The organism is Alicyclobacillus kakegawensis NBRC 103104 (assembly GCF_001552655.1).
In the GTDB taxonomy this organism is placed as follows: Bacteria; Bacillota; Bacilli; order Alicyclobacillales; family Alicyclobacillaceae; genus Alicyclobacillus_G; species Alicyclobacillus_G kakegawensis.
The window spans coordinates 14,872-28,594 of record NZ_BCRP01000019.1 but is presented as its reverse complement, the minus strand read 5'-3'; the positions used below and the strand labels follow the sequence as shown (position 1 = coordinate 28,594).

At 50.8% G+C, this 13,723-nt stretch carries 10 protein-coding genes; 1 reads left to right on the top strand and 9 read right to left on the bottom strand.

Going from position 1 to position 13,723, the window contains the following annotated elements; all coding sequences use genetic code 11:
* Positions 1-8: 8 nt before the first annotated feature.
* From AK2_RS13035 to AK2_RS13005, 7 genes are all read right to left on the bottom strand, one after another.
* Positions 9-887 carry an ROK family protein gene (locus AK2_RS13035; RefSeq protein WP_067935144.1) on the bottom strand — a complete coding sequence of 293 codons (879 nt, stop codon included), beginning with the start codon at positions 885-887 and terminating at the stop codon, positions 9-11.
* A 348-nt stretch (positions 888-1,235) separates the two neighbouring features.
* Positions 1,236-2,267 carry a zinc-dependent alcohol dehydrogenase family protein gene (locus AK2_RS13030; RefSeq protein ID WP_067935141.1) on the bottom strand — a complete coding sequence of 344 codons (1,032 nt, stop codon included), beginning with the start codon at positions 2,265-2,267 and terminating at the stop codon, positions 1,236-1,238.
* Positions 2,267-4,753 carry a beta-mannosidase gene (locus AK2_RS13025; protein WP_067935201.1) on the bottom strand — a complete coding sequence of 829 codons (2,487 nt, stop codon included), beginning with the start codon at positions 4,751-4,753 and terminating at the stop codon, positions 2,267-2,269. Before AK2_RS13025 ends, AK2_RS13030 begins: the two co-directional genes overlap by 1 nt.
* Before the next feature lie 393 nt (positions 4,754-5,146).
* On the bottom strand, positions 5,147-5,992 hold the full coding sequence (locus AK2_RS13020) for a carbohydrate ABC transporter permease (protein WP_067935138.1): 846 nt from the start codon (positions 5,990-5,992) through the stop codon (positions 5,147-5,149).
* Positions 5,989-6,915, bottom strand: coding sequence for a carbohydrate ABC transporter permease (locus AK2_RS13015; protein WP_067935135.1), 927 nt, complete (start codon positions 6,913-6,915; stop codon positions 5,989-5,991). Before AK2_RS13015 ends, AK2_RS13020 begins: the two co-directional genes overlap by 4 nt.
* An 822-nt stretch (positions 6,916-7,737) precedes the next feature.
* A complete protein-coding gene (locus AK2_RS13010; protein WP_067935133.1) occupies positions 7,738-9,090 on the bottom strand; it encodes an extracellular solute-binding protein in 1,353 nt (450 codons plus the stop codon).
* A 319-nt stretch (positions 9,091-9,409) separates the two neighbouring features.
* Complete coding sequence (locus tag AK2_RS13005; RefSeq protein ID WP_083521187.1) at positions 9,410-10,579, bottom strand: ROK family transcriptional regulator; 1,170 nt, start codon at positions 10,577-10,579, stop codon at positions 9,410-9,412.
* Between the two features lie 754 nt (positions 10,580-11,333).
* Here AK2_RS13005 and AK2_RS17510 point away from each other — a divergent pair.
* A complete protein-coding gene (locus AK2_RS17510) occupies positions 11,334-11,627 on the top strand; it encodes a hypothetical protein (RefSeq protein WP_067935130.1) in 294 nt (97 codons plus the stop codon).
* Between the two features lie 399 nt (positions 11,628-12,026).
* Here the strand turns inward: AK2_RS17510 and AK2_RS12995 are convergent, their stop codons facing one another.
* Together AK2_RS12995 and AK2_RS12990 are read right to left on the bottom strand one after the other, a co-directional pair.
* Complete coding sequence (locus AK2_RS12995; protein ID WP_067935128.1) at positions 12,027-12,800, bottom strand: SDR family NAD(P)-dependent oxidoreductase; 774 nt, start codon at positions 12,798-12,800, stop codon at positions 12,027-12,029.
* 4 nt (positions 12,801-12,804) lie between these two features.
* Positions 12,805-13,704 (bottom strand): fumarylacetoacetate hydrolase family protein, encoded by a 900-nt coding sequence (locus AK2_RS12990; protein WP_067935126.1) that lies wholly within the window; start codon positions 13,702-13,704, stop codon positions 12,805-12,807.
* Between the last annotated feature and the right edge of the window lie 19 nt (positions 13,705-13,723).

Below are 13,723 nucleotides of genomic sequence, written 5' to 3'. Positions count from 1 at the left end.
TGACCTGTTCACGAGGAGCTACAACGCTCGAGCACGAGTGCGAGTGCTCCTTTGAGACCAGCCAGGTGCCCGAGGGCAGGTGGCACGACGTAGTCATCGATTCTTTCAGTGATTTGAGGATGACACAAATAACCCTGGAGCAGATGAACGACCTGTGATCGGATTTTTGGCATCAGCTGAGGCTGATTCATTACACCGCCTCCCATGATCACCTTTTCGGGGGACAAGATGAGCATCAGGCTCACAACCGCTTGTGCCAGATAATAAGCTTCCATATCCCATGCGATACCGTGTTCAGCCAGATGTTCTCCTTTGACTCCCCAACGTTCTGCGAGTGCAGGTCCACTTGCGAGTCCTTCAAGACAATCCTGGTGAAACGGGCAGATCCCCTCAAACGAATCATTGGGATGTTTGCGCACCAAGAGGTGTCCGACCTCCGGATGTATCAGCCCATGAACAACGCGGCCCTCTGCGATAATTCCTGCTCCGACCCCCGTTCCTACCGTAATGTACACAGAGTTCCTAAATCCAACGGCGGCTCCCCAACGGGATTCTCCCAATGCGGCAGCGTTCACGTCGGTATCCACATAGACGGGTACGTCGAGCCGCTCACGAAGATGATGCACCCAATTGAACTGTTGCCACGGAATCTTAGGTGTCGTCGTCAACTGACCGTAGGTAGGACTAGTAAGATGGACATCCACAGGTCCAAACGATCCGACGCCAATACCTTCCACAGGATTACGTTTGAAGAATTCGCAAATCGATGACATCGCTGCCGCCGGAGTTGTGGTAATAATGGTCCTATAATCCAGAATTCTTCCGTTATCATCACCGACTCCGAACAAAATTTTGGTGCCGCCAGCCTCGATGGCTCCGTATACCATGATGACCATCCTTTCACGAAATGCCTTCAATTATCATTCTATGATTCCATCATTCCATAACCAGTTAGCGAAGTGACAGAGCATACGTCATATGAATTTTTTCTTCTAAAGTCATTGCATAATTACATAATCTAAAAAACTATGACCTTAAGCGTAGGGTCCGGGGTAGTTCTGTCGAACTCCTGTAGTCACCGTATCGGTGAACTTCTTCAGAAGACTGTCACTCCGGCGTGATGTATGCTATTTGAACGAAATCGGTGAACTCAATTGCAACCCAAACCACTTGATACTAAACCGTACGTTTACACGTGTCGGGGGTATTCAGCTGGTGCCGGAAACGAATCCTGCCTACTGCATCCAGACAATGACGCCTTTTAGTGCCGATAGCCCCCTATAGCACTCCATGACGCTGGGAATATCGTCGGGCGCAAAGCGATGGGAGACCAGGGGCACCATTTGAATCCGACCCTGCGCCGCCAACGCGACCGCCGCCCGATGGGTGTACGGGTTCACGAACGACCCAGCGATCGTCAGCTCCTTGGCGAACACCTGATACGGTCGGACCTGGATGACCGCGTCTGGATTAGCGACACCGAACAGAAGTATCTGTCCCCCGCGGCCCGCGGCCTCGACAGCGGCGTGCATGGTCTCCGCGCGGCCTACGCACTCGATGACGACATCGAACCCGGTTCCTGCATCCGCCGCAGGCACGCCGGCTGCGTGATCTGGAAGCGCATTCGGATTGATGGCAGAATCCGCGCCGAGCGACAGGGCCAGCTCGCGCTTGCGCGCCTCTGGCTCACTGACAACAATGTGGCCTGCACCGTACAGACGCAGCAGCTGTACCATCATGAGTCCAATGTAACCGGCACCGATGACAAGAGCGGACTGCCCCGGCCGCAGCGACAGCCGCTCGATTCCGTGTACGCAGCAGGCGAGCGGCTCTACCAGCGCGCCCTCCAGCATCCCCAGCCCGTCCGGTAGGCGGTGGCAATTCTTGGCCGGAACGACGCACAATTCGGCCATACCGCCGTTACGTGTGACTCCGATCGCCTGCAAATGCTCGCACATCTGGATGCGTCCGTCGCGGCAGAAGCGGCAGACGCCGCAGTACAGGTTCGGGTCGACCGACACTCGGTCTCCCACGCGCAGTTTCGTCACCCCCGTCCCAACGGCCAGCACCTCGCCGGCCAGTTCATGGCCGAGCACCACGGGTGGATGCACCTCGGCCGATCCCGGCTGACCCTGATAGATGTGCAGGTCCGTGCCGCAGATCCCACACACGGCGACACGAATCACGACCTCGTCTGGGCCTGGGACCGGGTCAGGCAGGGTCTCCACCCGCAGGTTTCCAACACCGTGTAATACCACTGCCTTCATTACGCGTTCCCCCTCTCGTTTAGCGCATGAATGTGAAGTGTGTCCCAGCGGAGCGGATCTCCTTCCAGCTGGCGGATTTCAATGGTGGTTCGTTCCCCGGCCGGAAGGTCGAAAAAGTTGTCCGAGCAGACTACGCCGGACTGTGCCAGCTCAATCTGCACAAAGCGAGCATGAACGTCCGTCTGCACTGTCACCGTCCGGCGCTCGTGGTCCACCTCCCAGCGCAGCTCCGCGGACGGCCAGCACAGCTCACGATGGTCACGGAGGTAGACGATCTGACGCGGTCCTCGCCCAGCGATAGGCGTCGAGATCACCACCACATGCCTCGGGTCTGCACCCCTCAGCACCTCCGCCTCTGACCAGCGTCGGAGTTGTCGAATCCCGTTCGCGGGAAGGCTGACCGAGACCTCCTCCTCCAACATCGTCTCACCATGGAAGGTGCGGACCTCCACCCGGACTCTCTCCTCCACAGGCCACCGCGTATCATTCACGCCCCACAATTCAATAACCTCACCGGGTATGACCCGCAGCGACCAGAGTATGGGGTGGTAGAACCGTCTGGCATAGTAGTACGACGCCTTGGGCAACAGGTGATAGTCGATCACGGACCAGCTCGTCCCTGGCCAACAGTCGTTCAACTGCCAGATCAGCGTGCCGCTCGTTTCAAACTTGCGTCGCCGATAGTGTTCGACTCCGAAGCGAAGACCCTCGGCTTGAGTCAACATCGAGTAGGCCAAGTAGGTCTCGAGATTGTGAGGCTCACCCGTATACCCTGCCATTAGCAGGTTGCCCTTAGGATGGTGGTAATCCTTGTTCCGATAGGCGAGTTCAGGACTGCCCCAGTACAGCGTGCCTTCTGGTAGCCAGCGCGCCAGCGTGTAGCGGTTGGCCGCGGCGTGCATCCCGAACTCGCTAACGAACCGCGCCTCGTCCTCTGCATAGTGTTTGAACGATACCCCGGCCACGCTGTAGTCGACCCGTTCCGGTTCGCCGAACCTGCGCGGGTACACATGGCCATGCCAGACCTGCCAGTTATGGCGATCTCCCGCCTCAGCACTGTTGTGGTCGTTGCCGCCATACGGTGAACTCGGCCAGTACGGCCGCGTCGAGTCGAGTTCCGCGAGAACCTTCGGAATCAGTTGATGGTAGATGCGTTCGCCGTAGAACGGGGTTTGAATGGTGCCGCTGGCCCGCAGCATCTCGTACAACCAGTCGTTTTCATTGTTTCCGCCCCACAGCGCCAGGCACGCGTGGTTGCGGAGCGCGCGAATCACGTGGCGCATCTCCGTCTCCACGTTGCGCATGAAGTCCATGTTGTAATCCGGGTACAACGCGCACGCGAACATGAAATCCTGCCAGACGAGGACGCCTTCGCGATCACACGTCTGATAGAACACATCCCGTTCGTAGATGCCACCGCCCCACACGCGGAGCATATTCATGTGGGCCTCCTTGGCGAGCCGGATCAGCTGCTGATAGCGCATATCCGATGCCGACGCAAAGAAGCTGTCAACAGGGATCCAGTTGGCACCCCTCGCGAACACAGGCACTCCGTTGAGGACGAAGGTGAAGACAGGGCGGCCTTGATCGTCCGCGGTTCGCAGTTCGATGGTGCGGATCCCGACTTCGGACGCGTGTTCGTCGACGACTTCCCCGTTCACGTACAGCCGAGTCTGAAGCTTATAGAGGTGCGGTTCTCCAAGGTCATGCGTCCACCACAGCCGCGGCTGCGGTATCTCCATCCGCAGCGAGCCGCGCCCCGCCCGCAGCGGCAGCTCATGCACCAGGCGGCCGGCGTCCGACGCCAACTCCACCTCTGCGACCACCTGCTCGGCGCTGTCCGCCCAGACTTGCGCCTCCACGTCGACGTCCAGCCACGCCCGGCTGTGGTCGGGCGTCAGCTTCGTCGTTCGCGCCCAGACCGAGGTCAAGCGGCCGGTACGACGGCGGAGCAGGTGTACAGGTTTCCAGATCCCGACCGTCACCAGCCGCGGACACCAGTCCCAGCCGAAGTTCATCTGTGCCTTGCGAACCCAAATCCGTTCCTTGCTGAAACCCGACCAATAGCGCATCTCTTTGTTCGCCACTCGGTACAGAATGGGGTCAAACTTGACTGCGATCACGTTACGTCCCCGTTGGATCTCGCGCGTCACGTCGAGTACGAGCGGCACGAACATGTTCTCAGAACGAGCCATCTCGAGACCGTTGAAGTAGACTGTGGCAAACGTATCGAGGCCCTCGAACACGAGTTCCACCCGGTCGTCGGGCTCCAGTACCTCGTCCCAGAACAGCTCGGTTCGATACCACCACACCTTGTCCTCGATCCAGCGGGCCTTCACGTCGTTGTGGCCGAAGAACGGGTGCTCGATGATACCTCGTTCGATAAGTGTTGTGTGTACATCGCCGGGGACGCGGGTTGGGATCCAAAAGTGGTCGATAAAGTCTGGTGAAGCCATAACCAAATCGCTGATCGCGCCTTCATCCATATGTTGAATTTTCCAGTTTGTGAGTTCGTTCACTCTGCGAGCCTCCTACTGGCTATCTACATCCATCTAGTTTCTCAAATCACTAGCAGAGCCTGATCATCACATCTGCTGAAATGAAAATCATTACCTTCTCAGGCGCGCACCACCTTGACACCCAACAGCGTCATCGAGACAGGGAATGGCAACCTCTCCGGGATTTCATCACTGCGTACACAGCACAAAGAAGCCCACCGCAAAATCATGCGACCTCCTGGGGTGAGGCAGAGTTCGAAAAGGAACTATGTGGCTTATCGCGTATATTTCAGCGCTCAAATCAAATACGTTGACACACTCCTAGGCTAGGACTTTACAGAAATATGCTCGCATTTTGCACCAACGTAACTACTAAATTTGCTACTCTTTTACGCCACCTGTGAGGCCGAACAAGAAATACTTTTGAACTAACAAAAATGCAACCATAACTGGAACAGTCACGGTTATGGACGATGCCATCAGCTGATTCCATTCGACTACAGTTTGGGTCGCATAACTTTGGAGTCCGATAGCAAGCGTTTGTGTCGTATCCGAAGTGAGAACACTAGCAAACAGCACTTCATTCCACGCGTTCAAGAAGGCGAAGACGGCTACAGCTATAATCCCTGGAATTGCCAAAGGAATAACAATTCGAGTTAAAACACCTATCCGAGAACAGCCATCAATCATAGCCGCTTCCTCCAGTGAAAGGGGAATGGTTTCAAAATAGCCGCGCATCATCCAAATTGCAAAAGGAAGTGCAAACGTCATATAAGTGATGACCAGCCCAAGATATGTCCCATTCAGTTGAATGCCCGTGTTATCCTGAATCTGAGTAAACATTACAAATATAGGTAACAAAAACAACATCCCGGGAAAGATTTGTGTTGCAAGAATCATTACACCGAAGAAAGACTTGCCTGGAAAGCGAAAACGACTGAATGCATACGCCGCACATATCGCAACGACAATGGAGAGCAAGGTCGAAATTCCAGAGACAACCAAACTATCTATGAAGTATCGTGCTAAAGGAAGTGTTGTCCACATGTCTCTGTATGCCTTCCAACTAAAGTGAAGCGGCAAGAAATGAAACTGTGTAGACTCAATGTCACGCAAAGGTTCAAATGAAGATTTTACCATTTCGTAAAGTGGCACAACAACAAACAGCGTGTACAAAGTCAGAAAGAAAGCTCGTGTAAGCGTCTGTAATTGTGACTTGCGCTTCACAGTTCATTCCTCCTCCCCAGCCGGAACATCCTGTTGAACAGTAAGATAATCAACCCCAGTGCCATCATCATGAGTACGGACATGGCAGCACCTGTACCGAAGTTCCAATCTTGAAATGAATTAGAGTAGATGTGCAGAGTTAACACATCCGCGCTCGGGGATGGGTTCTCACCCAACATCGAAAACGGAAGTGTAAAATCATTAAAAGTCCACAAGAAACTGAGTAAAATACCGATGGAAATGACGGGCCGCAAACCAGGAAGAGTAATGTGACGGAATTTCATCAATGTATTTGCACCATCCACCTCTGCAGCCTCATATTGGTCAGGCGGAATCGTTTGCAGGCCAGCCAGCGAAATCAAGAACAAGAATGGCCAATTTCTCCAAATTGATGCAATAACAATGGCTATGAACGCATGCGGTCCAATCAGCCAGAACGGTTTACTAGCGATAACATGAAACGCGTTGACAAGTAGTTGATTGACAAGTCCCCAATCCCTCATGAACATAAATCGCCACACAATCCCAACCACAAATACAGGCATTGCATAAGGTAATAGAAATATTGTGCGAAATACTGCTCGACCTGGAAAATGATGATTGACAAGCAGTGCTCCGCCCAATCCTAACAAAGTTGAAGCAATGACTGTAATCGCAGTGTAAGCTAAACTAATGAAGAATGACCAGAAGAACGCTGCCCCCAGAGGATTGGATGGGTTAAGACCAACTTTGTAATTCTCGAGTCCTATGAACGGCGCATGGAGCCAATCATGTAAGGTAAACGTCGTGAGATGGGTAAAGCTGATGTATAAACCAACAAGCATCGGCAGTATATGAATCAATAATTCCAAAACTAGTGCCGGTAACAGCATCCATAGTACGATAAGGTTCGGTTTTTTTTCTAACCAGGAATATTTATGCATGATATCCACCTACTTTCTAGATGCGTGTGTTAGTTAACGTATGGTTTGTACGCATACATCATTCATTTCATTGAAAATCCTTGCCTTCTTGGCGATGCGTACGTGGTGTTCTTCTACTCGTTACATCACTCAGGACTATAGAGAAGTATTCAAATTGTCGTGACTTGGTGCCGTTTGACTATGAGTGAGTAAGCTTAACAAACAGAAGATGGCCTTAGCATACCGAGGCATTAGGAGGTTTGGACACGATGAATCATCATTTCGATAAATAGATCACTGTGATGGCCGCACAGAAACAACTCAGCCACCTCCGCCACGAAAGATTTCGGTCCTCTGAAACGCGAAGAACCAAGCAATTCGATAACTCCCTCATATAATTCCCTCATGCGGTACAATTGCTACTTGCGTAACCTCTTGAACTTCTCCATAACCCCGGTGAGCAGTGCCTGTGCCAGCATACAATCAAGCCAATCACTTTGCGTTCTCTCTGGCTGCCTCACCTTCGTTTCACCATGAGTGTTTGCAACTATTCTCTGTTGAAGCGCTTGTACTCGATGAGTTCAGGATGAACAGGTGACGCCGAGGCAGCCACATGGCAGTCAAGCGAACTTTCTTCATCCTGGCAAAGCATCTTTTCACTTCAATAATTCCATCAATCCTGGACCATTTCCCTAGCTAACTATGTAACAATTGCGACAACCACTGAGTTGTTCCTTGACTCTTATGGTAATATCAATTTCTTAACTCAGTTTTCACACGTTTTGAATATCGGGAACACAGGAACCATCTTACGATGGTTCCTGTTCCCTCAGCACAAACGTTCTACTGAGAAATAGATGCCACTTCCTGATTGGCTTGGGAAAGTTCTTTCGTCACAGTATTTGGTTGAAGTTTATTTTGAGCTGCTGCAGAAAGAATGTTTTTGATATGGGTACCAATAATTTGCTCGACTTGACCATAGTTATTCACCAACGGAGTGGGCTTGGCATGATTCCTCAGGATATCTTCAAACACCTTAATTTTAGGCGATTGGAAAGCTGGATCTTTGTAGGCGTCCGGATTTACTGGCAACAGATTAAACGCTTTGCAGAGTGTAATTTGCGTCTGTGGATCCGTAATATACTTCAAAAACTTCAAATCCGCTTGCAGGTGCTTGGAAGATTTAAGTATGCCAACATCGATGCCCGCGACATGGCTACCAGTCATACTTCCACCTGCCGGGAGCTTAGTTAAACCATACGGAATCATCGGAATCGGAGCTACACCGTATTCGCTGTCGTTCATGCCATCCTGCTTGAGTTGAGTCATGTATCCATCTTGCATAATCATCATGGCAATCTTCTTATGAGCAAAAGCGGCTACCACATCACTATCGTTCCACTCGGCGGAGTCTGGCGCCATCACCTTGTATTTACTCCTCAAATCTGCGAAGAAGCTCGCAGCCTTTGTTGACGCGGTACTGGTCAATGCAGGCTTACCATTGTTATCGAAGAATGAACCTCCATTTTGGTTGAGCAAATCAAAGAAGATGTGTGCGTTATCGGTGACGGATGCTCCGTCCGTTCCAAAACCATACACACCGTTTTTCGTTAATTTTTGGGCATCAGCAACAAATTCACTCCAAGTAGTAGGGGGCTTCCCAATGCCAGCATCTTGGAACATTTGCTTGTTGTAGTACAACGCGTCCGCTTCAGCCAGATACGGCACGGCGATCGGTGAGTGTCCGGCTAGTCCTGTGACAACAAAGCACGCAGGTATAAACTTCGACGAACCACCAATCTGCTGTACCTTGTCTGGAGTCAATTGGACGAATCCGCCCGTAGCAGCCAATGTAGACGCCCAAGTGTTACCCATTGCAACGACGTCTGGTCCATTTCCGCTGGAGACGGCACCGAGAATCTTTTGCCAAAGATCCGACCACGGGATCATTTGATACTTCACAGTTATTCCAGTCTGTTGCTTGAATTTACCAAGAACTTTTTTCCAAACCTGTGCTTGGTAATTCTCAGGCGCCTCCTGGTCAGCCCAAAACGTAATAGTCTCGCCATTGGGACTTCCCGAATTGCTTTGCGCACTGTTGGTAGCATTCTGTGCCCCACACCCAGTTGCCAATATGGCTATCAACGACGCGCCGATGACTAACTTCGCTACGTTAGATTTCGTATGGGTACCCACGGCTTTCTCCCTCCATCTCTTTTCAATGGTCGATGAGCACAACCGTGACGAGTAATTCCGCGTGGTGAACCTACCATCAACCACATAGATCACAGATCACATGTGACATACGAAATATTCACCACCTGATTTGCACGCCTCCTACCTGCACAAGCCTAATAGTAATATTTTGTAATCCTACAAGAACTCCAACAAACATAGTTCTTCTCCCTCACTGCACTGAACTCACTTCACACCCCGCTTTAAGTTTATATTTGTTATATTTGTTAATTTGTAACAAAAGGAAGAGCTGAATAGACGTTCCCGCGTGTAAAAGCCCTTAACTTTGTTTCAACAACCGTGTATGGTCATAAACGTATTGCAACGCTAACGAAGCTGCCCCGACACATACGGCGTCAACGCCAAAGCCTGTGATTAAGATGTCTCGCTCTTCATTACCGAGCAACTGATTAACATGTTGCCGCACGAGATTGAATAGGTACATATCTTCATGCAGCATTGCTCGCCCACCAAGAACGATAACCGCAGGATCAATCATCTGAATTATGTTCACAATCGCAGCAGCGAGATACCGTGCAGCAGTCCGAATGACTTCAGCCTCGGGATTTATTCTTTCTTTCGCTCGTCGAATAATATCTGACCAAGTCGCATCTGCTCTACTGGCCTCTCGCGATCTTACAGCTTGTTCGATTGCGCGAAGAGAAGCATATGCGTTCAAACATCCAACTCTGCCACAGGAGCATTTAATACCTTGAACATCCACAATCATGTGGCTGATTTCACCGGAGAAATTATTGTGCCCATTCCATATAGACCCGTTTAGTACAACCCCAGCACCCAACCCAATGTCCGACAGCACAAACACAACACTGTCATAATCTTTGGCTTTTCCAAACCAGCTTTCTGCAAGCGCTGCTGCATTTGCATCATTTGACAAGTAACACGGAACATTCAGTCCATCCATCAGAACTTGAACAATAGGCGCACCAATCCATTCACTCGTGATGTCCTCTGGTACCATCAATACCCCCTTAGCCGCATCCAACGGTCCAGGAGCCGCAATACCAATACCTTCGATTTGGTCAATCGGCAGTTGATGCTCTTCAATAAATTCATAAACATACTTCAAAAGAGAAGAAGGCCCGGCAACCTCATTGATGGAACGCTCGTCAAGATATCGAACGTGTGCTCGAAGATCTGTGTATATTATACGGACAGAGCTTCTGCCAATCTCGATACCTACGGCACCCGTACTATTTTCCTTTAGCCGAAGTAGTGTTGGTGGTCTTCCGCCGCTGGAGGTGCCCACCCCTACGGTCTCAATCCATCCGCGTTCAAGAAAACTGTCAACAGCTCTTGAGACAGTAGGAAGTGCTAGGCCTAATTCACGAGCAATTTCTGCTCTTGAAATAGGGCCTTCCTGCCGAATTAAGTTGAGAATTTGTCGGTCGTTGAGTTTTCGTAGCAACTCAGGCTTACTATTTACCACATCTTTGACCCCTTACTTAATAACGGTTACTAAGTTTCTTGACTCTATTTTAAATCAATCATGAAATCGATGTCAACCCACATTTCGCGCCACCTTGGCACGGGCAGACTGGAAACAGGTCTGAATAGGGGAAATCCTTGTCGCTCGTTCGATAATATGGATAAAGGAGTCATTATGAAACCGCGATCTTTTTCTAAGAAATGATCGGAATTGGAAGTTCAGAACATGTTTGGGTTGTTCGAGTACCGGAATAACGGTCGGATTCAGATTAGGTAAATGCAAAAACGCCCCCATCTTTACCGATGAGGGCATTTTGAATGCTTACGAAGCAAGTGGCCCCACATAGCAGCCTATAAAATTGTAAAATTTACATATTTAATTTCGACAGTACTTCGACAGTACAAGGAGAAAAACGCAAGAAGTATGGGTTCTAACCCCCTGAAGAAGGACGGTCGGATAATGATCGCGTTTTCATAGAACCATATATCAGGAGATTCTGCCATCAACCGAACAATTTCTGCACCACTTTGTTCGTTTACCAGTTCACCGTACCGAGATGTAGCGCGGAATTTGTGCCTCAGGATAGCAGGACCGAGTTCATTATCAAACGGAATCTGCGAAGGTAAAGCCCCTAGGCCTGGCTCGTGACCGCCCAGCAGCACGGTATATGCCACGAGCCTCGGCCAGGCAAGAAAGTGTATCACGGTTCGCTGATGTGCCCAGTCAAGGGCCTGTCGGAACCCGTTCGGATGGTTTGCGAGGTCATCGAACGGACCACGACGACGAACAAACCCTGTTGGTCCCAGACATTGAGGTCGACGCCTACTGGACCTCCCTGCCCGACGACCCAGATGTGATCATTCGTCTGTACCATGACCACGCCGTGATGGAACAGTTCCACAGCGAAATCAAGACGGATTTTGACGCAGAACGGCTGCCGTCAGTCAAGTTCGCAACCAACTCGGTACTGCATTTTGTATGCATGACTTATAACTTGCTGAGGGTGGTTGGTCAGGAAAGCCTGAAACGCAACGATACCCCTGCGTAAGAAGGCAGAACGTCGCCGTATCCGGACGGCAATTCAGAACTTGATGACCTTGGTTGCGAAGCTAGTCCGACATGCAAGCAGACCAAACTGAAGCTGGGGCATGGAACCGATGGCTCCCTGTATTTCGCCATTTGTATTTGACCTTCGCATAACATGTGCCGTCTCTAGCCCGGGATTTGGAACCACGCGACCTGGAAACAAGGCCTGACGATGAACGGCCCGGGAAGCCATTCGCTTCTACGGATACTGGTGTTCCCTTACGGGTGAATTTCCGATGGAATCGCTTGACTCACCGATGTGTCCAAGCCCGTTCGATTCGTGATAAACGCCGCATGAGCAACCGACAGCTACCCTGTCACGGATTCAGCTATTACTATTACACGGACATTTTTGCTTAAATTATAATGGTTTCCCTGCAGTAACACCACCATCAACCGCTAGGCCGGCTCCCATCACGTAACTGGATTCATTAGAGGCTAAATAGACGGCAGCGGCTGCAACATCCTCCGGTTTACCTAGTTCCCCCCCTAATTGACGTTGTTTCAAAGATTCAATAGCTTTTGTTGGGTCATCATAAGACCGATTCAAATAATCTTCTACAAACGGTGTAAGTATCGTTCCCGGAAGCAACGCATTCACGCGAATATTATGCGGTGCATAGTCAACCTGCATCGACTTCGTCATTGAGAGGATAGCCCCCTTGGTCGCCGCATAGGCCGCGCGCCGAGCAAGTCCGATCTGTGCGATGCAAGAAGACATGTTGATGATGACGCCCTGATTTTGTTCAATCATCACTGGCAGCACCGCCCGTGAAACCAAATACACACCCGTCACGTTGACAGCCATTACCTTATCCCACAGATCCCGTGTCACTTCATGCAGTTGGCCAACAGCACTCACGCCCGCATTGTTGAACAGAACGTCGATCCGCTTGTGACGCTCAAGCACCTGCTTCACCCACGCGTCGACCGATTCACTGTTGGTTACATCGACAGCCGTGGCGAAGGCCAGTCTACCGGCAACATTGATCTCTTCTACAACGGAATTCGCAGACCGCATATCGACTTCGCCAATTTCAACGATGGCACCCTCCCGTGCAAACGCTTTTGCCGTTGCGGCACCAATCCCTTTTCCAGCTCCAGTAATCAGGCAAACCTTATTTTGCAGTCGCATATTATTACACCCTCTCTTTAACAGTGAACGTATTCGTTAATGAGCCGAGCTTTTCGATTTCAATTGTCACCGTGTCACCCGCTTTCAACCATTCCCGTTGATCCTCTGGATATCCAAGAATGACGCCTTCCGGCGTACCGGTCAAGATCAGGTCGCCCGGTTCGAGGACCATGTATTGTGAGAGATACTCGATGATTTCATCGACGTGGAAAATCATGTCCGAAGTGTTGGAGTCCTGGCGCTTTTCACCGTTGACGAAGGCACGGATGTCCAAGCTGTTCGGATCGCCGACTTCATCTTTGGTGACGAGAAACGGACCCATCGGGGCGAATTTCTCGCATGTCTTGCCAAGTAGCCATTGGTGAGTGCGCATCTGCAGATCTCGGGCGGATAAGTCATTCACGTTGCAATATCCGAAAACATAATCGAGCGCTTGCTCGCGGGAAACATCGACAGCACGCTTACCGATGACAACGCCCAGTTCCGCCTCGTAGTCGACCTCGGTGGATCTTTTAGGCAACGGTATCTCTTCAAGATGTGCTGCCGCTGTGTCGGAAAACTTGCTGAACACAATCGGAACAGTTGGAATCGGTGCGTTGGTTTCAATCGCATGGCGGCGATAGTTCAAGCCGATGCAGATGATTTTGCCGGGTCGCGGCACACACGGGGAAAACTGAATGGAGTCCTCTTGGACGAGACTGTGTTGGAGTTGATTATGATGTTTCTCCACCGCCTCATGCAGACGTTCGGTTAACATGGCATTCCCAATTAAGTCATGTACCGTAACCAAAGCAAGCTCACTGTCGCCGGAAACCTCTGCTATGCATGAAACAGGGATGATCCCGCCGTCCAATTTCACCCCAAGCAACTCTTGATTTTGCGACTTGTAGGTAACTAGTTTCATAGACATCAGCACTCCCATC